We start from the raw sequence: 25,601 nt of genomic DNA on the forward strand, positions 1-25,601 counted from the left end.
GCTGAAAATATTGTTTGAACTGGCAGCAGTTAATCTGCTACCAGTTCTTCCTGGGCTTTGGTAACTTGCAAGAAATTAAATCCTTGCATTACCTCATTCATTAACCCAATAATATTATTGTTGTTCAGGTTACCGATGCTGCCTTCGTGGGTATGGTTTACGGCTTCGGGAGCAACAAAGGTGCCATTGGCGATGGCACTGCCTACATTCTTGTAAGCTTCCCGGAAAGGTACGCCCTGCAATACTTCGTTATTTACTACTTCCACGCTAAATAAATAGCTGTATTTCTCATCTTTCAGAATATTATCTTTTACAATAATATTCTTGAGCATAAACGTCATCATGCTGAGGCAGCTTTGCAATTCCCGGAAGGCCGGCAAAAAGCTTTCTTTTACCACCTGTAAATCGCGGTGGTAACCGGAGGGCAGGTTAGCCGTAATTAGGGCAATTTCGTTGGGCAGGGCTTGCAGTTTGTTGCATTTACCCCGGATAATTTCAAATACATCGGGGTTCTTTTTGTGAGGCATTATGCTGGAGCCGGTGGTCAGTTCTTCGGGCAAAGATATAAAGCCAAAGTTCTGGTTCATGTACAAACAGGCATCCATGGCCAGCTTGGCCAATGTGCCAGCCACCGAAGCCAAAGCGCTGCTTACATTTCGTTCGGTTTTGCCGCGACCCATTTGGGCATACACCACATTGTAGTTCAACGCATCAAACCCCAATAAATCGGTAGTCATTTGGCGATTAAGCGGGAACGAAGAACCATAACCGGCCGCCGAACCCAACGGATTTTTATTGCTGATTTTATAGGCCGCTAGCAGCAAGAGTAAATCATCAACCAAACTTTCGGCGTAAGCCCCAAACCACAAACCAAACGACGAGGGCATGGCAATTTGCAGGTGCGTATAGCCGGGCAGCAATTTATCTTTGTGTTCTTCGCTGAGCGATATTAGCTGGTAGAAAAGTTCTTTTATTTCTTCAACTGTATTTTGAATTTCGCTCCGGATAAATAATTTAAGATCTAATAAAACTTGATCGTTGCGGGAGCGGCCGCTATGAATTTTTTTGCCGGCTTCGCCAATGCGGCGGGTCAGCAGCAGTTCTACTTGCGAATGCACATCTTCTACGCCCTCTTCAATGGTAAACTTTCCACTCTGAATTTCCCGGTAAATATTTTTTAATTCCTGGTGTACCAGATCTAAATCTTCGGCCGTCATCAGGTTTATAGAATGCAACATACGGGTATGCGCCAGAGAGCCAAGCACATCAAAAGGCGCTAATAATAAATCTAGTTCGCGGTCTTTGCCCACGGTAAATTCTTCTACTTCCTGCTTTACTGCCGTTGCTTTTTGCCAGAGTTTCATGTTGTGAGGTTGAACGTATTACGTGGTACGTTTTACGTTGTAAGTAATCGGTTTAAAAAATAGTTATATATTAATTGAGCGGGCAATTTAGTTAAATAATGGTTCTTTCTGATTATACAGTTATGGTAACGTATCACGTAAAACGCTCAACATACCACCTAAAATACCACCTGACTTAAAAGCCTAATGTATAAGTCAATTCCTTCTTCCAGTTCTCGTAAGTAAATATATTCATCGGCAGTATGGGAGCGGGCCGAATCGCCGGGACCCATTTTTAAGGAAGCAACTGGTATTAAAGCCTGGTCGGAAGTGGTAGGGGAGCCGTAGGTTCTACGCCCGAGCGCTAAACCAGCTTGCACAATTTTGCTGTTATTATCGATGCTGGATGATCGCAACCGCGTGGAGCGGGGCGTAACTTCTGCGGCAACTTGTTCCTGTATTATTTGTAGTACTTCTTCGTTGGTGTAGCTATCGGTTACCCGCACATCTACCGTAAAGCTACAGCGGTCGGGCACTACGTTGTGCTGCGTACCCGCCTGAATTACCGTTACACTCATTTTTACCGGCCCTAAATATTCCGATACTTTGGGGAATTGGTAGGTTTGAAACCAGTTAATATCCGGCAAGGCTTTGTAAATGGCATTTTCGCCTTCTTCCCGGGCCGCATGGCCGGATTTGCCGGTGGCGATACAATCCAAAACCAACAAACCTTTTTCGGCGACCGCCAGGTGCATTTCGGTAGGTTCGCCCACCAGGGCAAACTGAATATTCCCTAAATCGGGCCAGATACGCTCAATGCCATTACGCCCCGAAATTTCTTCCTCGGCAGTAGCGGCTAAAACCAGGTTATATCGTAAGTCTTTTTGCGGATAAAAATACAGGAAAGTAGCTATGAGCGAAACCAGACAACCTCCGGCATCGTTGCTGCCCAAGCCAAATAATTTGCCATCTTCTTCTAAAGGAAAAAAAGGGTCCTTGGTCCAGCCTTTATTGGGCTTCACGGTATCGTGGTGCGAGTTCAGGAGTATGGTGGGCAACGCCGGATTATAATGCTGGTTGAAGGCCCAAATATTGTTTAGTTGCCGCTGAGCAGGTATGCCGTGGCGAACCAGAAAATTATTTATCAGGTCGGCCGTTTGGTTTTCTTCCCGACTAAAAGAGGGAACCGCAATCAAATCTTTCAACAAACCTAAGGCTTCCTGGTAAAGAAAAGCTAATTGCTGGTTTTCTGCCAATGTATTAATTTGGTTTGAATATTTGTTTTCAACCATTTTTCCTAAATATCCCGGAATTTAATCGTTTACGTAAAGGTTGCCCGCTTTAACCGAAGATTGGCGAATACCTTTAATCAGCGCGGAGCTAAATCCGGAATGCTCCATTTCGTTTAAGCCGGCAATGGTACAGCCTTTTGGCGAAGTAACTTTATCGATTTCGTTTTCGGGGTGGCTGTTGTTAATGAGTAAAAGCGCGGCTGCCCCTTTGGCTGTTTGCGCCGCCATGTGCAAGGCTTCGGCCGCGTGAAAACCAATTTCGATGCCGCCCTGGGAAGCTGCCCGGATAGCCCGCAAGAAAAACGCAATGCCGCAAGCACATAGCGCCGTTGCCGAAGTCATGAGTTCTTCGTGAATTTCGATGGTTTCGCCCACTGTATCGAACAGCTCTTTTACTTTAGTTATATTATCGGAAGAAGCATTCTGGGAGGCAATACAAGTCATAGACTCCTGAATGGCAATAGCAGTATTGGGCATGGCCCGCACTACTTCTACTGTTTTGCCTAAACGGTTAGTAATATCGCTTACATTTACGCCCGAAGCTACCGAGATAAGTAAATGCTTCTCCGGCGCTACCGCCTCTTTAATATTATCCAGCAGAATATTTAGTTGCTGCGGCAGCACGGCTAATACCACAATATTCGCAAACTGAACTGCTTTCACATTATCCTCGGTTACCTGGTAACCAGCTTCGGCTAAATCGGCTAGCGCCCGCAGGTTGCGGCGGGTAATAATTATTTGGCCTGGTTCGTATTTCCCGGATTTAACTAATCCTTTGGCCAACGATAGACCAATATTGCCACCGCCCAATATGGCGATTGATTCGTTTTTAGTATTCATTACTATTAAATAATAGGTTTAAATCCGGCTAAAATTAAGCGGGCAATTTCGTTAGACCAAGTTTATAATTTTACCTTTAGCTATTTACTAATTCGGTACCGGCGGTTGCTTTCTTTTCCAGAATAGGCAATACATCATCGGCGTGGCAAATAAAAACGGAGGTTACACCGGCCGCTATGGCCCGGAAAGCATTGTCGAGTTTCGGAATCATGCCCTGCGCAATGGTGCCATCGTTTTTTAATGAGGTATATTGGTTATTCGTAATCTGATGAATAACCGAATTATCGTCATTAATATCGGTTAAAACGCCTTTCTTCTCGAAACAATACGTGAGCCGGGTTTCGAAGTGCCCGGATAAAGCTACAGCCAAAGCTGAAGCAATGGTATCGGCGTTGGTATTTAATAAATTGCCTTGCCCATCGTGGGTAAGCGGGGCTATTACGGGTGTTAAATTATTTTCGAGTAAAAGCTTTAAAGTTTTGGCAGGAATAGTGCCTTCGGTAATATCACCCACAAAACCATAATCAATATCCTTCACCGGGCGTTTGGTAGCCGGAATAATATCTGCATCGGCTCCGGTTAAACCCAGGGCATTGCAATTATTAGCCTGTAGTTTGGCCACAATATTTTTATTTACCAAGCCACCGTACACCATGGTAACTACCCGTAACGTTTCGGCATCGGTAATGCGACGGCCATCTACCAGGCGGGCTTCAATGCCCAAGCCTTTACTTACTTCGGTAGCTATTTTACCGCCGCCGTGCACCAATATTTTTGGGCCGGTTAGTTGGGCAAAGTCTTTTAAAAAAGAATTTAGTTTGGCTTCGTCGTCGATGATGTTACCACCAATTTTAACTACCTGTAAAGCGTCTTTCATCGGCTTGTTTTATATTGGCTTCCAGCATTCTTTTTAAAACCACCTGCGCAGCCCACACCCGGTTACCGGCTTCTTTTATTACCAACGAATCGGTACTATCCAGAATATCGGCGCCTAATTCTAAATCGCGGCGCACCGGTAAACAATGCATTACTTTGGCCTGATTTGTAACGCCCAACTGGTCACGGGTCAGCATCCAATTGGGGTCAGTGGTAATTACTTTACCGTAATCCTGGTACGATGACCAGTTTTTCACGTAAATAAAATCTGCGTCTTGTAGGGCTTCTTCCTGGTTATAAGTAATGGTAGCACCTTGGGTAAATTGGGTATCCAGTTCGTAGCCTGCGGGGTGCGTAATGGTAAAATCTACATCGGCTTTACACATCCACTCGGCAAAAGAATTAGGTACGGCCTGCGGCAAGGCTTTTACGTGCGGTGCCCAGGTTAATACCACTTTTGGCCGGCGGCCCTGCGGGGCATGTTCCGTAATCGTAATTAAATCGGTTAAACTTTGCAGCGGGTGGCGGGTACCTGATTCCAAACTAACCAAAGGTAAGCCGGAGAACTTGATAAATTTATTCAGAATATCTTCGCTGTAATCTTCTTCGCGGTTTTGCAGGCCAGGGAAGGAGCGGATACCCAGAATATCGAAATATTCACCCATTACGCCGGCTGCTTCCCGGATGTGCTCTACGGTGGTGCCATTCATGATTACGCCATCGCGGGTTTCCAGCGCCCAGCCTTCCTTATCAATATTCATTACAATTACCTCCATGCCCAGGTTCAAAGCGGCTTTTTGGGTGCTCAGGCGGGTACGCAAACTCGGGTTCAGAAATATTAAACCCAACGTTTTATTTTTGCCCAGTTCTTTATGCGCGAAAGGATTTTGCTTAAAGTGTAAAGCTTCCTTCACCAACCCGGATAAATCGGTAACATCATTAACAGACGTGAATAATTTCATGCTAAACTAGAGATTTCGTCAGTACATTTGAAAAAGCTTCGAGGAAAATATCGGCTTCTTCTTTTTTCAGGTTCAGGGCTGGCAAAATACGCAACGTATTTTTGTTCGAGGCCGAACCCGTGAATATTTTATATTCATTTAAGAGTTCTTTCCGCAAATCAGCTACCGGATAAGGCATTTCTACCCCAATCATCAAACCCTGGCCGCGCACTTCTAAAACACCTTCTACCTGGCGTAACTTCTCAATTAAATAATTACCAACTTCTGCCGCATTCTCTACCAGGTTCTCGTCTTTCAGCACATCTAACACCGCAATAGAAGCCGCACAGGCCAAATAGTTGCCGCCAAAAGTAGTGCCCAGCATGCCGTATTTCGCCTCAAATTTAGGACTCAGTAAAATACCGCCCACCGGGAATCCGTTGCCCATACCTTTGGCCATGGTAATGATATCGGCTTTTACTTCTGAATATTGGTGGGCAAAGAATTTACCAGAACGGCCATAACCCGATTGAATTTCATCGAGAATTAAAATAATATTGTGCTGGTCACAGAACGCGCGAATTTGTGTCAGGAATTCAGCGGTAGGCGTATAAACGCCGCCAATCCCCTGAATTCCTTCAATAATAACCGCACAATATTCTTCCGGATTTTGCACCTGTTGCAGGGCAGCAGCATCGTTCAACGGTAAAAACAGTACCTCGTGTCCTTTATTAATAGGCGCTTGGATCGATTTATCGTCGGTGGCAGCTACGCCGGCCGAAGTACGGCCGTGGAAAGATTTACTAAACGAAATTACTTTTTTGCGGCCGTTATAAAACGAAGCCGCTTTCAGCGCATTTTCGTTCGCTTCGGCCCCAGAATTTATCAGGAATAAATTGTAATCGGGGTAACCGCATTGTTCTCCTAATTTATCGGCTAATTCCTGCTGCTGCGGAATTTTAACGGAGTTGGAGTAAAACCCAATCTGATTTAGCTGTTCCGTTAGTTTTTGCACATAGTGGGGGTGGCTGTGGCCAATGGAAATTACCGCATGCCCGCCGTATAAATCCAAATATTTAGTGCCTTTCTCATCCCACACGTAAGAGCCTTCGGCTTTTACCGGGGTAATATCGAAAAGGGGATAAACGTCAAATAATTTCATGTTTTTTAGGTTGTACGTGGTACGTTTAACGTTCTACGTTTTTATTTTTTCGCACTTGCTGTATCAGGTTTATTAGCTTGGCTCTAATTTTATTTAGTTGTTCGTCTAATTCTAAATATTCTTCGAAAGACAGATAACCTAAATCTTTAGCAAGTAAATTCAAATAATCAACTTCATTGGTTGAGCCTAAAGATATTTGTAAGAAGTGCGCAAAATCCAGGTTGGTATTTCTGCCGCAGCCTTCCGCAATATTGTTTGGTATTGAAATGCAGGCTCGCCTAATCTGGCTGGTTAAACCGTAAATTTCTTCTTTAGGAAAGCTTTTTGACTTTTGATAAACATGTAAAGTCAGTTGGTACGCATCCTGCCAAACTTTTAAACTCTTATAATTCTGCATAGACTTTGATTAAGAAAACGTACGACGTACAACGTAATACGTAAAACCTAAATCAAAATCCTGATGGCTTAAGATGCAAACCAGCCGTTTCTTCCAAGCCAAAAAGCAAATTCATGTTTTGTACCGCCTGGCCGGAAGCGCCTTTAACCAGATTATCAATCATGCTTATAATAACGAGTTGATCACCAACCTTATCCACGTGCAGAATACATTTATTGGTGTTAACCACCTGCTTTAAGTGCGGGTTAACGGCCGAAATATGCACAAACGGATGCGCCTGATAGTAACTGTTGTAAAGCGCTCTGGCTTCTTCCAAAGTTAAGTTGCTCTGCAAATAAGCCGTGATCAATATTCCCCGGGTAAAATTGCCCCGGTACGGCACAAAATTAATGGCCGGAATTTCGGCAGTTTGCAACTGACCTAAGCTTTGCCTGATTTCGTGCAGGTGCTGGTGGTTAAATAATTTATAAGTCGAAATATTGCCTTCGCGCCAACTGAAATGGCTGGTTTCGGATAAACTTTGCCCGGCTCCCGTAGAACCGGTGATACCGCTGATGTGCACCGGCGCATTTAGTTTGTTCTGGCTGGCCAATGGCAATAAAGCCAACTGAATACAGGTAGCAAAGCAACCAGGGTTGGCAATATTTTCGGCGTTAATAACTGCCTCTTTTTGTAACTCCGGTAAACCGTACACAAACGTACGGCCATCAAAATTAGCCGTAGGCGCTAAGCGGAAGTCCTGGCTTAAATCAATAATTTTAACCGCTGCCGGAAATTTTTGCCCTTCCAGAAACTTTTTAGCTGCCCCGTGGCCCACGCACAGAAATACTACATCTACTGCATCGGAATATTCGGTGCTGAAAGTTAGTTCGGTTTCGCCGAGCAAATCAGTATGGACATAGTAAACCGGACGACCACCGTTGCTGGAGCTATGCACAAAGCTGATGTCGGCGTTGGGATGCTGCAACAAAATGCGTAATAATTCGCCCCCGGTATATCCAGCACCCCCAACAATGCCCACCCGTACTTTCTGGCCGGAGGTTTGGTTAGCGTTCATTTACTTTCTGGTAAATCATGGTTTGGTTACCGAATATTTTAGAGAAGCCTTTCACGTCTTCGCCGGTCCAGGCGTTATTCATTTCGCCGTAAGAACCAAATTTAGAGGACATTAAATCGTGAGCCGACTCAATGCCTACGACGTAGAAGCGGTAAGGCGCCAGCCCTACGGTTACCGTGCCGCTAACAGTAGCTTGGGTATCTTCTAAAAATTTCTCAATGTTGCGCATTACCGGATCTAAGAACTGACCTTCGTGCAACAAGTTACCGTACCACACCGCTAATTGGTCTTTCCAGTAAAGCTGCCATTTGGTAAGCACGTGTTTTTCCAGGGCATGGTGCGCCTTAATAATAACCATGGGGGCTGCGGCTTCAAAACCAACCCGGCCTTTAATACCAATAATCGTATCGCCGACGTGAATATCCCGGCCCACACCGAAAGGAGCGGCAATTTCGTTCAGTTTTTGAATGGCTTCTACCGAATTTTCGAATTGCTGATCGTTAATACCTTTTAGTTCGCCGTTCTGGAAAAGCAGTTTTACTTCTTCGGGGTTTTGTTTGGTAACCTGGGTTGGCCAGGCTTCTTCGGGTAAGTAACCATAAGAAGTAAGCGTTTCTTTACCGCCTACCGACGTGCCCCACAAACCTTTATTAATTGAATAAGCCGCTTTCTCGAAATTCATTTCCACGCCGTGTTGTTTCAGGAAATCAATTTCTTCCTGGCGCGATAATTTCAAATCTCTTATTGGCGTTAATATCTGAATATCCGGAATCATGATATTAAATATCATGTCGAAACGTACCTGGTCGTTGCCAGCGCCGGTGCTACCGTGGGCTACGTAATCGGCATCTATTTCTTTGGCGTAGCGGGCAATGGCCAAAGCCTGGTACACGCGCTCGGCACTAACCGAAAGCGGATAAGTATTGTTTTTTAAAACGTTACCAAAAATCAGGTACTTAATACAGCTATTATAATAATCTCCGGTTTCGTCCAGGGTAAGGTGTTGCTTTACGCCTAAGGCATAAGCCCGCCGCTCAATTTCGGCTAGTTCGTCGGAAGAAAAACCGCCGGTGTTTACAATAGCCGAATAAACTTCCAGATTTAACTCTTCGGAAAGATATTTAACGCAATACGAGGTGTCGAGGCCGCCACTAAAGGCTAATACCACTTTTTTCATGTAGAAAGGTTGATAGGGTTTTAGTACAGGTAATAACGGCTTGTTGCGCATTACCTGTACCTAATATATTATTTTAACTAAACGCAAATATAAACCACTAAAACAAACTGTTCAAAACAGTACGCAACGAGTGCATCATGCCTTTGTTTTTACGTTCGCGCAACAATACGTGCTGCTTAATCTGCATCCACCGCTCATAAAGCTTTGAATTCTTTACAAAATCCAAAAGGCCTTTATCTTCTTTCTTACCCGGCTCCGAATTCTTAATGCTGTTTTTAGCCTTATTTTTTTCTTCTTCCGCCGGGTCGTATAACATGGCCGTACACAAGCAGTTTTTCCGCTCTTTGGCCGTTAAAATATCGAAGTTAACACAACTGCGGCAGCCTTTCCAGAACTCTTCGTCGTTGGTAAGTTCCGAGTAGGTTACCGGTTTATAGCCCAGGTCGGAGTTAATCTTCATAACCGCCAAACCAGTGGTTAAACCAAATATTTTAGCGTGCGGATATTTCTTCCGCGATAACTCAAATATTTTTTCTTTAATCCGCTTGGCTAAACCGCTTTGCCGGAAATTAGGCGATACAATTAAACCCGAATTAGCCACGTACTCGCCGTGTCCCCAGGTTTCGATATAACAGAAACCTGCCCACACATTATCGTGGCTTAAAGCTATTACGGCTTTGCCTTCGAGCATTTTTTCTTTAATATATTCCGGCGAACGCTTGGCAATACCGGTACCGCGCAGCTTTGCCGAGGACTCCATTTCATCCACAATAATCTGGGCATAATGGGTGTGGTCGGCGGTGGCAACTTGTATGATAAAATCTGCATCAACCTGTGGTGGCAAAAATTGTTCGGCATTAACAGATTTATTATTTTGGATCATCTGATCTAAAAAAAATTAAAAATGAATAAAATCCTGCTTCAGGAAAATTAAATAAACAATAAAGAAGTTGGAAAGAGGGCAACTACGTAGGTCGCCCGGAACAGACTACGCCCGCAAGGGGTAGACCTGTCTATACGCAGGATTGATAAATGGAGACGACACAACCTTGGGGCAAGGTGCAGCGGCAAAGAAGTTGCGATATGTGGTATATTTCTCCATTAAATTTGCGGCAAATGTAATAAATTTACTCAATTAGAAAATCTTTGTTTTAAAAAATTTAAGAATTAATAATTTATTAAAGGTTACCACGCTGTTGTTCAGCTCTAAAGCCAGATAAAGGCTTTCAGGTTTATAAAAAAAATCTACGGGTTATAGTTCAAAAACCGGGCCTAAATTATTTAAACCTGATTTTTCTTATATGCTGGCAACTCTTAATTTGGAAATGTAAAAAGAAGTCTTTCTTTTCGCGGTATGAATATTTGTATTGTGGGCCTGGGTTTACTGGGCGGATCTTTTGCCTTAGGCTTAAAACAACAAGACCAATCTTATAATTTTATTGGGGTAGATAGCAACCCGAATCATGCCAACCGGGCATTGGAATTAGAAATTGTAAACGAAATATTACCTTTAGAACAAGCCGTTGTTAAAGCAGATTTAACCGTGTTGGCCGTGCCAGTAAATGCTTTAATAGCCATGCTGAACCCGGTGTTGGATTTGTTGCCGGAGCAAGCTACTTTAATTGATTTTGGCTCTACCAAAGAATTAATTTGCCGGGTAGTAGAAAAACATCCTAAACGTGCCCAATTTGTGGCGGTGCATCCCATTGCGGGTACCGAAAACTCGGGACCAGATGCGGCATTTGCCGGGTTGCTGCCGCAAAAAATTATGATTATTTGCGACCAGGAAAAAAGCCGACCCGAATCGGTTAAGCTGGTAGAAAGTATTTTCCGACAACTGGATATGCGCCTGAGCTACATGCCCGCCGATTCGCACGATTTGCACCTGGCTTACGTATCGCATTTAAGCCACATTAGTTCTTTTGCCTTGGGAGCAACCGTATTGGAAAAAGAAAAAGACGAAGAAAATATATTTAATATGGCCGGTAGCGGTTTTTCTTCTACCGTTCGTTTAGCCAAAAGTTCGCCTGACATGTGGGCGCCCATATTTACCCAGAACAGCCGCAATATTTCCGCCGCCCTGGATAGTTACATCCGAAAATTGCAGGAATTTAAAAATATGATTGATAATCAGGACGAAGCAGCCAGTTACGAACTCATGAAAAAGACAAATGAAATCCGCCGGATATTAAGCGGTATTGATCCCAAATAATTTATTAAAATCAGTCTTCGTACACCCGCAGGTTATCGCCGGTTAAAGTAGTTTTGTATTGCTTCAGAGCAGTAGAAGCCGGGCCATTCAGCACGGTGCCGTTTTCATTAAAAGCCGAGCCGTGTGCCGGGCAGCTAAATTTTTTATTGCCGGCGTCGTAACCAATCGTATTGCCTTCATGGGTACAGGTAGAGGAAACAGCTACGTAGCTGGAGGCCGTAGTAAATGCCACTATAACCCCATTGCTGATTAAAGCATTACCGGGTGTTTTGAGACTGGCATTAGCTGGTGTAGCCAGGTTAAGCGTAAAGTCTTTCTTGCCCCCGGAACCGCCGCTGCCGGTACCTGGCCCACTAGGTTGAGGATCGTCGGAGTCGGAACCGGAGCAGCCGCCCAAACAACCAACCGCAAATAATGCTGCCGCACTGGAACCCAGCAGCGATAAAAATTCTTTCCTTTCCATAGTTGCTATTTTTTTTAATTAGAACTAACTATCTGATTGCGCTGCCAGCACGGAAAGAATTTAGGAAAGGTTGCTTGCGGTTTTATAAAAATATTGAAGATTAAGTCTTGCATATACCACCTGAAGCCTGGTACGGGTAAGTCATTAATTAATAATATATCAGGCCAAAATATTTAGCTTAGTATTTAGAATAATTCTTTAATATTTTCGTTTTTACAAAGATTTTGAGCCGGTTGTTTATTTTCTTTGGCTGCCCGGAAAAGCCGGATCATTTTCAGAATAATGTATGAATAAATATATTTTAATATTTTTTACTTTTTTATTAAGTTTCTCGGCCTGTAAGCCGGCTTGCAAAATTTATTCCTGCCACATTCGTAAACAACATTTACACGGTAAAAAGGCTTACCGGGGGCAGCCCATCTGGAAAAAACAAAACCCGCGCATTGGCGAAAAAATGCCTAAAAGAGCACCGCAAGACAACCAGCGATCGCAAGATAAGGCACGGAAGAAGCAGAAATAAAACTAGGCAAAACGTTGAAAAAATCGTAACTTGCAGCTTCTATTATTCATAAATAAATAAATTTTTGAGCTATCTCTATGGCCGAAGGTGAAAAAATAATTCCTATAAATATTGAAGATGAAATGCGTGGCGCGTACATCGATTATTCGATGTCGGTTATTATATCGCGGGCCTTGCCCGATGTGCGCGACGGATTAAAACCGGTACACCGCCGGGTGCTGTACGGAATGTCGGAACTGGGTGTATCTTATAACAAAGCTTACAAAAAATCGGCCCGTATTGTGGGCGAAGTACTGGGTAAATATCACCCGCACGGCGATGCTTCAGTTTACGACACCATGGTGCGGATGGCCCAGGATTGGTCGTTGCGTTACCCGCTGGTAGATGGCCAGGGAAACTTTGGCTCCATAGACGGCGACTCGCCGGCGGCTATGCGTTACACCGAAGCCCGCCTGAAACGGATTGCCGACGAATTATTGGCGGATCTTGAAAAAAATACCGTTGATTTTGTTCCCAACTTCGACGACTCGCTGAATGAACCCAGCGTACTGCCGGCTAAAATTCCAAATTTATTAATAAACGGTACTTCGGGTATTGCGGTGGGTATGGCCACCAACATGGCACCCCACAACCTTACGGAAGTGGTCGGCGGCATTGTGGCTTACATAGATAATAACGAGATTACCATTGCCGAGTTAATGGAGCACATTACCGCGCCGGATTTCCCAACCGGTGGTATTATTTACGGCTACGAAGGCGTGCGTTCGGCTTTTGAAACAGGCCGGGGCCGGGTAATTGTGCGGGCCAAAGCTGCTTTTGAAACATTGCCATCGGGTAAGGAACAAATTATTGTTACCGAAATTCCGTACATGGTAAACAAAGCGGCTATGATTGAAAAAACGGCAGCTTTAATTAACGAGAAAAAAATAGAAGGTATTTCGGATTTACGCGACGAATCGGACCGCGATGGCTTACGCATTGTGTATGACCTGAAACGCGATGCCATGCCGAACGTGGTACTGAATAACCTTTATAAATATACCCAATTACAATCTTCGTTTGGGGTAAACAACGTGGCGCTGGTAGCAGGCCGGCCCATGACCTTAAACCTGAAAGACCAGATTAAACACTTTGTGGATCACCGCCACGAAGTAGTTATCCGGCGTACCGAGTACGAGTTAGCCGAAGCGCAGAAACGGGCGCATATTTTAGAAGGTTTACTCATTGCCCTCGATAACCTCGACGAAGTAATTAACCTGATTCGCTCTTCGCGCGATCCGGAAATTGCCCGGGCCGGTTTAATTGAGCGCTTTAGCCTGAGCGATATTCAGGCGCGGGCCATTCTGGATATGCGTTTGCAGCGTTTAACCGGTCTGGAGCGCGATAAGATTGTAAAAGAATACGAAGAGATAAAAGCTTTAATTGCCCGTTTGCAGGAAATATTAGCTAGCGAAGCCATCCGGATGCAGATTATCAAAGATGAGCTGCTGGAAATTAAAGACCGGTACGGCGATGACCGCCGCACGACTATTGAAATGTCATCGAGCGATTTCTCTATGGAAGATATGATTCCGGATGAGAGCATGGTAATTACCATTTCGCACGAAGGTTATATTAAAAGAACGGCCTTAACCGAATACCGGAGCCAGGGCCGCGGCGGCGTTGGTTCGCGGGGTGCTTCGGCCGGCAAGCAAGATGACTTTACCGAGCATTTATTTATTGCCAGCACGCATAATTACATGCTGTTCTTCACCGAACACGGCCGGGTATTCTGGTTAAAAGTTTACGAAATTCCGGAGGGTGGTAAAACTACCAAAGGGCGGGCTATCCAGAACCTGATTCAAATTGAAAAAGATGATAAAGTGCGCGCCGTTATTAACGTGCACGATTTAAAAGATCCGGATTACGTTTTAAATAATTACCTTATATTTTGTACCGAAAAAGGTATTATTAAGAAAACCCCGCTGGAAGCTTACTCACGGCCGCGCTTAAATGGTATTAATGCCATTACCATTAACGATGGCGATTGTTTGCTGGATGTGCAGTTAACCAACGGTACCAATGATATTGTACTGGCCTTAAAATCGGGCCGGGCGGTGCGGTTTAACGAAGACAAAGTACGTTCGATGGGCCGTAACGCGGCCGGTGTTCGGGGCGTAACCTTAGCCAACGACGAAGATAAAGTTGTTGGTATGGTTTGTGTTAAAGATGAGCAAATGAATTTGCTGGTAGTTTCGGAAAAAGGTTACGGTAAAAAATCGGCTATTGATGAATACCGTATAACCAACCGGGGCGGCAAAGGCGTTAAAACCTTAAATATTACCGATAAAACCGGCCATTTAGTGGCTATTCACGGGGTAATAGATACCGATGATTTAATGATTATTAATAAATCCGGTATTACTATTCGGTTACGGGTTTCGGATTTACGCGTAATTGGCCGCGCTACGCAGGGGGTAAGGTTAATTAAAATTAATGAAGGCGATGAAATATCTTCGGTAGCTAAAATTGAGAACGAAGAGAAAGCCGATGAACTGGCGGAAGAAATTGTGTTAAACCAATCAGAATTGCCAGCCGACGAATCGCTGAACCCGGATTTAACCGATCCGGATTTAATTAATGAAAACTAATTTTTAAATTTTATACAAACACACAAAAATTAATTTATGAAAAAGCTCTTATTAACAGCAGTTGCCGTTTTTAGCATGCAACTGGCTTTTGCCCAAAAATCAGCTGTTACTAATGCATCTTTATATTTAAAAAACGGGACATTAGATAAAGCCAAAACCGAAATTGACAAGGCCGTTGTAAACGCCAAAACCGCTAACGATCCCAAAGCCTGGTTTACCAAAGGCGAGGTTTATGCGGGTATGCTGAATAACCCAATATTCGGTAACTTATCTACCGACCCATTAACCGAAGCTTTAGCTGCTTACGACAAAGCTATTGCTCTGGATAAACCAGACGGCGAATTTGCGAAACAAGCCAAAGAAAAGAAAGATGCCTTAGGCGAAGTAGTTTTTGTAACTGCCCTGAACGAAGGTGTAAAAAATTACCAGGAGCAGAAATACGCCGAAGCTTACACCGCTTTCACCAAAGCCCAGGCCGCCCGCCCGCAGGATACTACCGCTTATTTATACGCAGCTACATCAGCGGAACAATCTAATAATTTTGCCGGTGCCAAAGAAAACTACCGCAAGCTAATTGGCATTAATTACACCAAGCCTACCGTTTACAACCGCTTGTATTACATTGCCAAAGAGGTTGATAAAAATGAGTCTGAAGCCATGAAAGTGCTGGAAGAAGGCTTAAAAGCTAACCCCAACAACAAAGAATTAATGTTGGAGGAACTGAACATGTACATTAGTTCGGGTAAAGGCACCGAAGCCATCTCTAAGCTGGAAAACGCCATTAAGGTAGATCCTAAAAACGTAAACTTATACTTGGTTCTGGGTCAGGTTTATGAGCAAACCAAAAACTTTGATAAGGCTGAAGTTAACTATAAGAAAGCTTTAGAAATAGAGCCAACCAATGCCAATGCTAACTTTAACCTGGGAGTGGTTCATTTTAACCGGGGTTTCGAAATCAACAAAAAGTTACGGGCCATGAATTCGGCTACTTACGCGAAAAATGCGCCTAAGTTAGAACCCGAAATGAAAAAGCATTTTACTAATTCTTTGCCATTTTTTGAAACAGCTTTAAAAGCTAACCCCAACGATGCCAATACCATGGATACGTTAGCCAAAGTTTACCTGGCTTTAGGTCGCACCAAAGATGCCGAAGCCATGAACAAAAAAGCAGATACAGTTAAGAAATAATTAGTATTTATATCTACACAAAAAAAGGGAGGCAAAAGCTTCCCTTTTTTGTGTTTAATGCTGCCGGAAAAATAATATCCTTCCGGTTATTCTTAGTAAATTACCCCTTGTTTACTTCAACCGCGGAGTAAACCATTTCCCGCTCTTACTAAATCAAATTATATTACTTTTAATAATTAGCTCTTGCTTATAAACGCAGAAAAGTCTGTTGTAAAACTCGAAATTTGTACCGATTCAGTTATTTCGAGTGTAACGGCCCAGGAAGCCGGCGCTACCCGGGTAGAATTATGTGCCGGCTTGTTTGAAGGCGGTTTAACGCCCAGCGCCGGCTTAATTAGTTTAACGCGCCAGCAAATTACAATAGGTTTGCACGTGCTCATCAGGCCCCGGGGTGGCGATTTTTGTTATTCTGAGGAGGAGTTCGAAATAATGCTGCGCGATATTGCGCTGGCCAAAGAAATGGGTTGCGACGGGGTAGTAATTGGTATTTTAAATCTGGATGGTACCATTGATGTTGCCCGCACAAATGCTTTAATAGCAGCGGCCCAACCCATGTCGGTTACCTTTCACCGGGCTTTCGACATGACCCCAGAACCATTTGTTGCTTTAAACGAGCTGATTCAAATGGGGGTCGCGCGCGTATTGACCTCGGGCCAGGAAAGAACCGTATTGGAAGGTTCCGAATTAATTGCGCAATTGGTACAGGCAGCAAATAACCAAATAATTATTATGCCGGGCGGCGGTATAACCGAACGCAATATTGCCCGCATTCGCCGGGAAACCAACGCCCCCGAATTCCATTTATCGGCTCGTAAAAAAATGCCTGGTAATATGCAGTACCGCAACGAACGCGTATCTATGGGGGGAGAACTACGCCTGCCCGAGTTTGAACTGGCGGTAGCCGATACTGAAAAAATTACCAGTGCACTTAATGCCGTAAATATTAAATAGTTAATATATTGCTTCATGAACAGTCGCCGTAAATTTATTTTTCATTCTTTCCTGGGAACGGTTGGCCTTAGCAGCTTAACCTCCTGGAAACCTTTTTCTGCCCAATCGAAACCACTTGCTACCGCCACCAAACCAATGGTAGTATCTACCTGGAACCACGGGTTGGCAGCTAATGATGCCGCCTGGCAGGTTTTAAATGCTAAAGGCCGGGCTTTGGATGCGGTAGAAACCGGCGTAAAAGTAACGGAAGCCGACCCGAAAGTAACGACGGTTGGTTATGGCGGTTACCCGGATCGCGAAGGTAAAGTTACCCTGGATGCCTGCATTATGGACGAAGAAGGCAACTGCGGTTCGGTCGCTTTTCTGCAAAATATTAAACACCCTATTTCGGTAGCCCGGCTGGTAATGGAGAAAACGCCGCACGTGTTTATGGTAGGTGAGGGGGCCCAAAGATTGGCGCTGGCGCACGGGTTTAAAAAAGAAAATCTGCTTACGCCGCAAGCGGCCAAAGCCTGGAAAGAATGGCTGAAAACATCTAAATACAAACCGGTAATTAATGCCGAAAACCACGATACCATTAGTATGTTGGCTATTGATGCCCAGGGCAATATGTCCGGCGCTTGTACCACCAGCGGTGCCGCTTGGAAAATGCACGGCCGGATTGGCGATTCGCCTATAATTGGGGCAGCTTTATACGTAGATAACGAAGTGGGCGGCGCTTGTGCTACCGGCTTAGGCGAAGCCGTAATTAAAATGGTGGGCAGCCATTTGGTAGTAGAATTAATGCGGCAAGGGCTATCACCGCAGGAAGCTTGTCGGGCTGCTGTAGAAAGAATCGTTAAAAAACAGAAAAATTATAAAGAGTTGCAAGTTGGCTTCCTGGCCATGAATAAAGCCGGTGAAGTAGGTGCCTACAGTGTGCAGTCCGGCTTTAATTACGCGGTACACAACGGGCAGGAAAACAAATTAATAGATGCCCGGAGCATGGTGAAGTAGAAAGTCTTACTTACAAGTGTTCGCAATAATGAGTTTATTAATCCCTAATGCTTAGCATCTGAGACTAGCAAACCTGCTTTCTATAAAAAGTTTGTCTTATAGCTTTAAAAATAAGAGCATTCCTTGTTCTGTGGTTTCGCGTACCTGCTGCTGTTGAATAGAGTTCTACACGAATAGCAACAATAATGTACTGCGTTTAATGCAATTGCCACCTTGCTAGTAATTGTCTTTTGCTGGCCAATACCTTCAAAAGCCCAATTAATTTGATAATAGCGCTGCTTTGGAATTTTATAGGAAATAATATACGATAATCAGCGGGTGAAAAGAGTTTTTTGATTTACTTACAAAAGTACTAGAAAATTTTTAAAAATTAGTTTTATTCATATTGCTGAAAAGAGGCTTTTGATTATATCTTATAATATATTAATTAAGAGTAAGTTTCTGGCTTTTTTTCTATTTTATAAAGGAGAGGATGAAAGACTGGCAATTGTAGAGACTCGAACATTTGGATAAGCTTGGCCTCCCGCGAACCTCTTAGTAAGTAATAATGTAATTAAAATGAACTAATATAGTTTTAAACAGAGGTTAAATACTTATGTTTTTAAAAGAATAAGATTTTATTTTATTAATCATCATCAGAAAATTATAAAATGAAAATAAATCAAATTGAAATAAGTAATTATCGTTCCTGCATAGATACAAAATTTGAATTAGCAACAAATTTGACAGCGCTTATAGGTATTAACGGAGTGGGTAAAAGCAGTATTTTATATAGTCTTCAATTATTTAGTAAATCTGATAGGAACAGAAGATTTTTTGTAAACGAAGGCAAGGAAGAACTTTTAAATACACAAATAAACCTTCAAATAACTATTGATGAAAGAGTTGTATTAGTTCGTTCAAGTTTTTTTTATGAAACTGATGAACGGAATTTAGATGAAGTATTCTATACTGAAGTCAAATATCGGTTTTTAGGAGAAAAGAGCAAGAAATGGCAACTTATTGACTCTGAAATATTTGAAGTTGTAGAATATATTAAAAGAAAACCATTAATAATTTTGCCAAAGCAATTTCAATCAGAAACATCAAAATTTTCAATAAACTTAGTTAAGACACTCTCTAGCATAAGTTATTATAGTGCTACTCAGTTTTCTGACCCTAGCAAATGTCCAATTTCTATAGAATTAGAAGATTATAGAATAAATCCTAAGTTAAGAGCTAGTAAAAATCATCAAATGTTCATTTATGATTTATACAGAGCTCAAAATTCTAAAGAATCAACATTTGAATTATTTTTAAATACGGTTGGCGCTAATGGTTTAGAATTAATAGAAAGCATTGATTTCCATGTTCATGAAATACCAAGTAGCTCATATAAAGTAAGAACAGGTGGAAAAATTCAAAAAATTGAAAGTACTAAAAAAATAATTGTTCCATCTATAGAAATTGATGGTTTAAAGTTATCACCTAATCAATTATCTGAAGGAACTTTTAAAACATTAGCTTTAGTATTTTATATACTCAATGATAAGAATGAAATATTATTAATCGAGGAACCAGAGGTTAGTGTACATCATGGATTATTAAATAGTATTATTGAATTAATTAAACAACAATCAAAATTCAAACAAATTATTGTTAGCACACATTCTGATTATGTGCTAGATATGCTTAGTCCAGAAAATATACTTTTAGTAAGAAAAAAAGGTGTATCTGGTACAAAGGCGCAATCATTAACAAAAGCCTTGTCAAAAAACGATTACGAAGCTCTAAAAAATTATTTGCAAACAAGAGGTAACCTGGGAGAATACTGGAAAGAAGGGGGGTTTGAAAGTGAGTAAGAAAAAGGTAACTTCTATTGGTTTGATTGTAGAAGATAATAGTGATTTTGATTCATTTAAGACAATTATTAGGAGGATTTTAAATAAAGATAATCTCAGTTTTAAGAAGGCTATTGGAAATGGATGCGGTAAGTTAAAAAGAAAAGCTTCAAGTTATGCTTCGACTTTGTCACAAAGAGGTTGTGAGATGGTTATACTTGTTCATGACTTAGATAGGAATAACTTAGCTTCCCTTGAAACTGAGTTAAAAAAATTAATGGAAGATAGTCCTGCGCCATACAATTTTGTTTGTATACCCATTGAAGAAATAGAAGGATGGTTTTTGAGTGATACTTTAACTATAAAAGAAGCTTTCAATTTATTGAATGAACCAAGATTAAGTGGAAACCCAGAGTTAATTAAATCTCCTAAGGAAAAACTCGCAGAGATTATATACTTGGGCTCGAATAAGTCTAAACGTTATTTAAATACAAAGCACAATTTAATTTTATCGGAAAAAGTTAGAATTGAAGAAATGAAAAGTAAGTGTCCGTCATTTAGGCTGTTTTGTGATTTTCTACTTCAATATGAATATAAATAAGACTAGCCTTTTAAGTAAGTTTATGTTAAATGAAAGCTTTTTTGAGGTGATAATATACCTGCAATTTAAAATTAAGTGAAGGAATGGGACCATTGTTCTAAAAAATAATAAAGCATCCTATCACGCGGTTAAAATATAGGTTTACCAATGTTGCCAAGGCCGGATACCTTCTTTTTTGAGTCTGAATGTGAGCAGGAATAAATAGATTAAGTCGTAAATAAAGATGGCTAAGAAAAGCAGCAGGAGCAGATACGATTTAGGGAAATACAGGTAAAATATTATAGAAGCCAGGATAGTGCCCAGCATTTTAAACAAAGCAATATACGCCGATTGTCCGCCCAGGCTGTTGCGCCGGAATAACATTGAAATAAAAAGCACCGACATGAGCAGGTTTTGGCCAAATGCCGCGTAGTACCCTATAAATTCCTCAAATTCAATGGATATATAGGTAATGAGTAAAGCTGAAAAAAGCAAGCCAATTAGAAACTTTACATAGAAAAAAGGCTTGGGTAAGTTCTCTGGAAATTCTCTTAGGCCATAACTTAAATATTGCGCCATAATTCCTAAATCGAAAGTAAGCCAGATGTAGTTAATTATTCTTTGGGGGTAAGGGTGCGGGAACACAAAGGCAAAAATAAACTCCCAAGCTAGGTTGGCGCATAAAGCGGCTAAGGGCATACCATACATTTTATCTTTGGCACCCCGGCGCAAAATAAGCAAATAAGTAATTGTCCAAAAAATGCCGCTGCCAATTAAAAGTGAATTTGCCAGGGTGGCATCAACGGGTACCGGTTTATGAATCATGGGGTTGGTTTTGCCGCAGCGCAGCAGGTAATTATTGTTTGGTGGTTATTTACAAAGCAATACCAGCAGCAAAGCAAATTGTTTGGGCTGTTTAAACAAAAAAGCAGTTCACGACATAATTAAAATGAGCGTAAAATAAAAAGCACTTCCGCGTTTAGGCAGAAGTGCTTTCGTAATAATTTTATACCTGTATAAATTGCTAGTGAGGCGCAGCAACTAACCGTTTATTTAATGCAAAAGCTTCGGCTAATAACTCAAAAGACCGTTTTCTTTCTGGGTAATCGGCCATAGTAGTTACCACAATTTCGTTTACGCCAAAGTCGCTAGCTAATTTTTCCAGTTGCGGCTTTACGGTTTCGGGCGTGCCGGATATAACGCGGCTGGCGTTGGCTCTAATGCGTATTAATTCCATATCCGAAAATTCGTAATTCCGGATTTCGTCGTAAGTACTCAAAGAAGTAAAATTACCCCGCTCCATCTGAATAAACCGGTAATCGAGTACTTTGCGCATTTCCAATGCCTTTTGCGGCGTCTCGGCGCACAGCACAATAATAGATAAGATGGCGTGCGGTTCCGGAAACTGGGCCGAAGGTTTAAAATGCTGCTGGTATTCCTGTACTACCTCGGGCTGAACATCGCCGTTAATAAATTTAGCTACGGCCAGTCCCATGCCATACTCCGCGGCAATTTTGCTGCTGCCGCCGCTGGAACTCAGCATCCATTGTTCGGGGGTAGTAGCTGCTTGCGGAATGGCCAGAATGCGGCCGTTTTCGGTGCTGGCGGTATCCGAAAAGAATAATTGCAAATAATCTAATTGCTGGCGGTAGCTTTCTTCACTAAAATTATTAGATGGGTTAAGCAAATAAGCCGTAACGCGATCGCCGCCGGGTGCCCGACCTATACCCAAGTCTATCCGGCCCGGAAACAAAGCCTCCAGCATCCGGAAATTTTCGGCTACTTTTAAAGCGCTGTGGTTGGGCAACATAATACCGCCGGAGCCAACCCGGATGTGTTGCGTGGCATCGGCTAACTTAACCATTAATATTTCGGGTGCCGAACCCGCAATGGCCGTCATGTTGTGGTGCTCCGAAACCCAAAACCGGGTATAACCCAAGTGGTCGGCCAGTTTGGCCATTTCTACGGTCTGCTGCAACGCTTCGCCGGCGCTTACGCCTTTGTTCACCAACGACTGATCCAGAATACTTAATTTTAAACTCATATAGATTGAGTTAGATTTACATAAAAGCAAATATTGGCGCTTGCGGTTTATTTACCTGCGCCAGCAAAAAAATATTACCCTTGGCTTACCGGAGCCAAACTAAAGCGGTCGGCTACTTCAGTTATCGTATTTAATTCTTCAGTGCTTAGCGTAAAATCTAATGCTTTGGCATTATCAGCTACCTGGTGTTCATCGCGGGCGCCAACCAAAACGCAAGCTACCCCAGGGCGATTCATCGTCCAGTTTATTACCAACTGCGCTAAGGTTACCTCATGTTTATCCGCAATGGGTTTAATTTCTGCCAATAAGTTTAAGGCCCGGTTAATATTTTCGTCGGTATAAAACAAGTTGCCTTCGCGGGAATCGCCTTCGTTAAAGTGGTGGCCGGGTTTAATTTTGCCGGTGAGCAAACCTCTTTGCAAAGGGCTGTACGGAATAATGCTTAAGCCATTTTCCAGCGCCTGGGGAATTACATCTTTTTCAATGCCCCGGTTAATCATGGAATACGGCACCTGATTGGAAGCCAATTGAATGGTATTCAGCGCTTCGGAAATTTGCCCTGTATTGTAATTACAAACCCCGGCGGCTCTTACTTTGCCTTGTTCTATCAGGCGTTGCACGGCCTCAAAGGTTTCGCTAATGGGCGTGGTAGCATCGGGCCAGTGAATCTGGTACAAATCAATGTAGTCGGTTTTGAGTAGCCGCAGACTGTTTTCGCATTCCTGCATTATTTTTTCGCGCGAAGCCCATTTAAACATCCGGAAAGGTTTACCGTCATTATCTACCGAATCGAAGAAATATTCGCCTTGTTCGGTTTCCCAGTTCATGCCGAATTTGGTTAATATTTGGTATTGATCGCGTGGCACGCCCGCCATAGCCCGGCCTACCAGTTCTTCGCTCTTGCCAAAACCATAAACCGGAGCCGTATCGATGGTGGTAATACCCGCCGCAAAGGCCGCTTTAATGGCCCGTATAGCAGCTTGCTCTTCGGCACCGCCCCACATCCAGCCTCCAATTGCCCAGGCGCCAAAAGCCATGGGTGTTACCATTACATCTGATTTTCCTACTTTTCTTAATTCCATTAGTATGTTCTATAATTATTTTTTTAAAATATTCTTTTGATCCTGAATTTTACAGATTTAGCTTTTTACGCCATCTGGTTAAAGACAGTACAAAAAATATTTAGTTAAAGCTTTTTAATAATTGTTTTTATTATGTTACCGGTAAACAGCAGCTAAAAAAACAGGACGGATTAATATTAATCCGCCCTGAAAAAAAGAAAACAGCAAATATTATTGGTTTACAGAATCTTCGGTTAAAACCGGATAATCAATAAAGCCTTTTTCGCCGCCGGTATAAAAAGTAGCAGCATCCGGTTTGTTTAAGCTGGCGCCTTTGGCAAAGCGTTGCGGCAAGTCGGGGTTTGAAATAAATGGTACGCCAAAAGCCACCAAATCCGCTAAACCATTGGCAATTACCTGATTACCCAATTCCTGGTTAAAGCCTTTGTTAATGATTAAAGTGCCTTGGTACAATGGCCGGAAGTGCTTGGCAATTTCTTTTACGGCGTAAGGTACGGTATCAACCGGTGCAAATGGCTCCGATAAATGCAGGTAAGCCAAATTATAACTGTTCAGCCGGTTTATAATATATTCAAAAGTCGGGATGGTTTCTTCATCTACGGTTATGCCAAACAAACCGTGCAGCGAAGGATTTAAACGTACGCCAACTTTGCTTAGGTCAATTTCTTCTTTTACAGCATCCAGCACCTCAAATAAGATTCGGGCGCGGTTTTCTATGGAGCCGCCGTAAGCATCGGTGCGTTGGTTGGCGCACTTGTTAAAGAACTGATGAAATAAATAACCATTAGAAGCGTGCAGTTCTACGCCGTCGAAACCAGCTTTTACCGCGTTAGCAGATGCTTTTTTAAAGTCCTGCACAATGGCTTGAACTTCTTCGGTGGTTAAAGCCCGTGGGGTAACAGTTTCTTTAAAACCTTCGGGCGTAAATACTTTTTCGTGCGGATTAATGGCCGAAGGGGCTACGGGTAAGTTGCCACCGTGGAAATCGGGATGCGAAATCCGGCCAACGTGCCATAACTGGGCAAATATTTTACCATCTCGGGCGTGTACTGCGGCGGTAACCGCTTGCCAACCGGCTACTTGCGCTTCGGAATAAATACCGGGCGTATTTATGTAGCCTACAGCTTGCGGGCTAATCTGGGTGCCTTCCGAAATTATTAGACCGGCGCCGGCCCGCTGGGCATAATATTCGGCTTGTAGCGCACCGGCGGCATTTTCCGGATTATCGGCCCGACTGCGGGTCATAGGGGCCATTACTACCCGGTTTTTTAATATTATATTGCCAGAGTTATAAGGCGTTAACAAAGGTTGATTTTTCATGTTTAATATTTAATGTTTTAACATTAATTGTGTATACAAGTATTTAGGTAAAAAAATATTTAATCGCGTAATTTATCTAAAAGGTTGCCCAGCAGGGTAGCTTCTTCGGCTGTTAAGGTTTTATACCGGTTTTCTATTGTTCCTAATATTGGTTTGGTTTTTTCGAGTAGTTCTAAGCCAGTTGGGGTAATCACAATATCTACTTTGCGCCGGTTATAGGGGCACTGACAACGATCTACTAAGCCTTTCAGCAATAATTTATCTACCAGCCGGGTGGCGTTGCTTTCCCGGTCCAGCATGCGTTCCTGAATTAAGCCCAACGTGCAGGGGACAGGGTACTGGCCTTTTAAAATACTGAGTACATTATGTTGCTGCAGCGAAATATCAAAAGGGCGCAACTGGCACGATAAATCCTTATGTATCCAGTTGGCGGTAAACATAATATTTACCATCATCCGGTGATAAGGCGTTTTAAATTCCTGCTGCTTTATTTCTGCTTCCAGTTTCATATTCTAAATATGCTCAAAGGTAATACTAATATCTGTATATACAACAATTGAGTATACAAGGTTTCGTGGACGGGCAATTATTTATCTATTAGTTAAGTCGCAATAAAATTTTTATGGTTTAGGAATTTTCTTATTTGGGTATAAAACCTTGCTGCTGCTATAGAGTATGTTATGAGCAGTAAGCAAAATAAACAACTAATC

Annotated in this window: 24 protein-coding genes; 8 read left to right on the forward strand and 16 right to left on the reverse strand. The window is 42.6% G+C overall.

Annotated features, from left to right (window positions below; translation table 11 throughout):
* Positions 1 to 29 precede the first annotated feature (29 nt).
* From argH to F0145_RS07520, 10 genes are all read right to left on the reverse strand, one after another.
* Entirely contained in the window at positions 30 to 1,364 is a 1,335-nt protein-coding gene (gene argH / locus F0145_RS07475) for an argininosuccinate lyase (RefSeq protein ID WP_150087696.1), read from the reverse strand.
* A gap of 158 nt (positions 1,365 to 1,522) precedes the next feature.
* Positions 1,523 to 2,599 (reverse strand): M20 family metallo-hydrolase, encoded by a 1,077-nt coding sequence (locus F0145_RS07480; RefSeq protein WP_223815875.1) that lies wholly within the window; start codon positions 2,597 to 2,599, stop codon positions 1,523 to 1,525.
* Positions 2,600 to 2,656: 57 nt separating this feature from the next.
* Entirely contained in the window at positions 2,657 to 3,475 is an 819-nt protein-coding gene (gene proC / locus F0145_RS07485; RefSeq protein ID WP_150087698.1) for a pyrroline-5-carboxylate reductase, read from the reverse strand.
* 76 nt (positions 3,476 to 3,551) lie between these two features.
* The gene (gene argB / locus F0145_RS07490) at positions 3,552 to 4,352 is read right to left on the reverse strand and encodes an acetylglutamate kinase (RefSeq protein ID WP_150087699.1); all 801 of its coding nucleotides are present in this window, start codon (positions 4,350 to 4,352) and stop codon (positions 3,552 to 3,554) included.
* Positions 4,327 to 5,313 carry a Rossmann-fold NAD(P)-binding domain-containing protein gene (locus F0145_RS07495; protein ID WP_150087700.1) on the reverse strand — a complete coding sequence of 329 codons (987 nt, stop codon included), beginning with the start codon at positions 5,311 to 5,313 and terminating at the stop codon, positions 4,327 to 4,329. Before F0145_RS07495 ends, argB begins: the two co-directional genes overlap by 26 nt.
* A 1-nt stretch (position 5,314) precedes the next feature.
* Positions 5,315 to 6,454, reverse strand: coding sequence for an aspartate aminotransferase family protein (locus F0145_RS07500; RefSeq protein ID WP_150087701.1), 1,140 nt, complete (start codon positions 6,452 to 6,454; stop codon positions 5,315 to 5,317).
* A gap of 25 nt (positions 6,455 to 6,479) precedes the next feature.
* Positions 6,480 to 6,851, reverse strand: coding sequence for a four helix bundle protein (locus F0145_RS07505; RefSeq protein WP_150087702.1), 372 nt, complete (start codon positions 6,849 to 6,851; stop codon positions 6,480 to 6,482).
* Positions 6,852 to 6,903: 52 nt separating this feature from the next.
* On the reverse strand, positions 6,904 to 7,908 hold the full coding sequence (gene argC, locus F0145_RS07510) for an N-acetyl-gamma-glutamyl-phosphate reductase (protein ID WP_150087703.1): 1,005 nt from the start codon (positions 7,906 to 7,908) through the stop codon (positions 6,904 to 6,906).
* Positions 7,898 to 9,085: an argininosuccinate synthase gene (argG, locus tag F0145_RS07515; protein ID WP_150087704.1), complete on the reverse strand. Its 1,188-nt coding sequence runs from the start codon at positions 9,083 to 9,085 to the stop codon at positions 7,898 to 7,900. The genes argC and argG overlap by 11 nt, the downstream gene beginning before the upstream one ends.
* A 97-nt stretch (positions 9,086 to 9,182) precedes the next feature.
* Positions 9,183 to 9,968, reverse strand: coding sequence for a GNAT family N-acetyltransferase (locus F0145_RS07520; RefSeq protein ID WP_150087705.1), 786 nt, complete (start codon positions 9,966 to 9,968; stop codon positions 9,183 to 9,185).
* 471 nt (positions 9,969 to 10,439) lie between these two features.
* Between F0145_RS07520 and F0145_RS07525 the strand changes: the two genes are divergently transcribed.
* Positions 10,440 to 11,297, forward strand: a complete 858-nt coding sequence (locus tag F0145_RS07525; RefSeq protein WP_150087706.1) for a prephenate dehydrogenase — start codon at positions 10,440 to 10,442, stop codon at positions 11,295 to 11,297.
* 10 nt (positions 11,298 to 11,307) lie between these two features.
* Here the strand turns inward: F0145_RS07525 and F0145_RS07530 are convergent, their stop codons facing one another.
* Positions 11,308 to 11,760 carry a QcrA and Rieske domain-containing protein gene (locus F0145_RS07530; protein ID WP_150087707.1) on the reverse strand — a complete coding sequence of 151 codons (453 nt, stop codon included), beginning with the start codon at positions 11,758 to 11,760 and terminating at the stop codon, positions 11,308 to 11,310.
* A 286-nt stretch (positions 11,761 to 12,046) separates the two neighbouring features.
* Between F0145_RS07530 and F0145_RS07535 the strand changes: the two genes are divergently transcribed.
* From F0145_RS07535 to F0145_RS07565, 7 genes are all read left to right on the forward strand, one after another.
* A complete protein-coding gene (locus F0145_RS07535) occupies positions 12,047 to 12,280 on the forward strand; it encodes a hypothetical protein (protein WP_150087708.1) in 234 nt (77 codons plus the stop codon).
* A gap of 77 nt (positions 12,281 to 12,357) precedes the next feature.
* The gene (gene gyrA / locus F0145_RS07540; protein ID WP_150087709.1) at positions 12,358 to 14,910 is read left to right on the forward strand and encodes a DNA gyrase subunit A; all 2,553 of its coding nucleotides are present in this window, start codon (positions 12,358 to 12,360) and stop codon (positions 14,908 to 14,910) included.
* 36 nt (positions 14,911 to 14,946) lie between these two features.
* Positions 14,947 to 16,098: a tetratricopeptide repeat protein gene (locus F0145_RS07545; protein WP_150087710.1), complete on the forward strand. Its 1,152-nt coding sequence runs from the start codon at positions 14,947 to 14,949 to the stop codon at positions 16,096 to 16,098.
* A gap of 183 nt (positions 16,099 to 16,281) precedes the next feature.
* Positions 16,282 to 17,049, forward strand: a complete 768-nt coding sequence (locus F0145_RS07550; protein WP_223815877.1) for a copper homeostasis protein CutC — start codon at positions 16,282 to 16,284, stop codon at positions 17,047 to 17,049.
* Between the two features lie 15 nt (positions 17,050 to 17,064).
* The gene (locus tag F0145_RS07555) at positions 17,065 to 18,045 is read left to right on the forward strand and encodes an isoaspartyl peptidase/L-asparaginase family protein (protein ID WP_150087711.1); all 981 of its coding nucleotides are present in this window, start codon (positions 17,065 to 17,067) and stop codon (positions 18,043 to 18,045) included.
* A 650-nt stretch (positions 18,046 to 18,695) separates the two neighbouring features.
* Positions 18,696 to 19,886: an AAA family ATPase gene (locus F0145_RS07560; protein ID WP_150087712.1), complete on the forward strand. Its 1,191-nt coding sequence runs from the start codon at positions 18,696 to 18,698 to the stop codon at positions 19,884 to 19,886.
* Positions 19,879 to 20,466: a DUF4276 family protein gene (locus tag F0145_RS07565; protein WP_223815898.1), complete on the forward strand. Its 588-nt coding sequence runs from the start codon at positions 19,879 to 19,881 to the stop codon at positions 20,464 to 20,466. Before F0145_RS07560 ends, F0145_RS07565 begins: the two co-directional genes overlap by 8 nt.
* Positions 20,467 to 20,607: 141 nt before the next feature.
* On the opposite strand, the gene F0145_RS07570 is transcribed toward F0145_RS07565, so the two are convergent.
* The 5 genes from F0145_RS07570 to F0145_RS07590 all read right to left on the reverse strand — a co-directional run bounded on the left by F0145_RS07570 (position 20,608) and on the right by F0145_RS07590 (position 25,400).
* Positions 20,608 to 21,270, reverse strand: a complete 663-nt coding sequence (locus F0145_RS07570) for a transmembrane-type terpene cyclase (RefSeq protein WP_223815880.1) — start codon at positions 21,268 to 21,270, stop codon at positions 20,608 to 20,610.
* Positions 21,271 to 21,469: 199 nt separating this feature from the next.
* Positions 21,470 to 22,489, reverse strand: a complete 1,020-nt coding sequence (locus tag F0145_RS07575; RefSeq protein WP_150087714.1) for an LLM class flavin-dependent oxidoreductase — start codon at positions 22,487 to 22,489, stop codon at positions 21,470 to 21,472.
* A 74-nt stretch (positions 22,490 to 22,563) separates the two neighbouring features.
* Positions 22,564 to 23,571: an aldo/keto reductase gene (locus tag F0145_RS07580; protein ID WP_150087715.1), complete on the reverse strand. Its 1,008-nt coding sequence runs from the start codon at positions 23,569 to 23,571 to the stop codon at positions 22,564 to 22,566.
* A 210-nt stretch (positions 23,572 to 23,781) separates the two neighbouring features.
* On the reverse strand, positions 23,782 to 24,891 hold the full coding sequence (locus tag F0145_RS07585; RefSeq protein ID WP_150087716.1) for an alkene reductase: 1,110 nt from the start codon (positions 24,889 to 24,891) through the stop codon (positions 23,782 to 23,784).
* A gap of 59 nt (positions 24,892 to 24,950) precedes the next feature.
* Complete coding sequence (locus tag F0145_RS07590; RefSeq protein WP_150087717.1) at positions 24,951 to 25,400, reverse strand: MarR family winged helix-turn-helix transcriptional regulator; 450 nt, start codon at positions 25,398 to 25,400, stop codon at positions 24,951 to 24,953.
* Positions 25,401 to 25,601 lie beyond the last annotated feature (201 nt).

It is taken from the genome of Adhaeribacter rhizoryzae, from assembly GCF_008629685.1.
Lineage (GTDB): Bacteria > Bacteroidota > Bacteroidia > Cytophagales > Hymenobacteraceae > Adhaeribacter > Adhaeribacter rhizoryzae.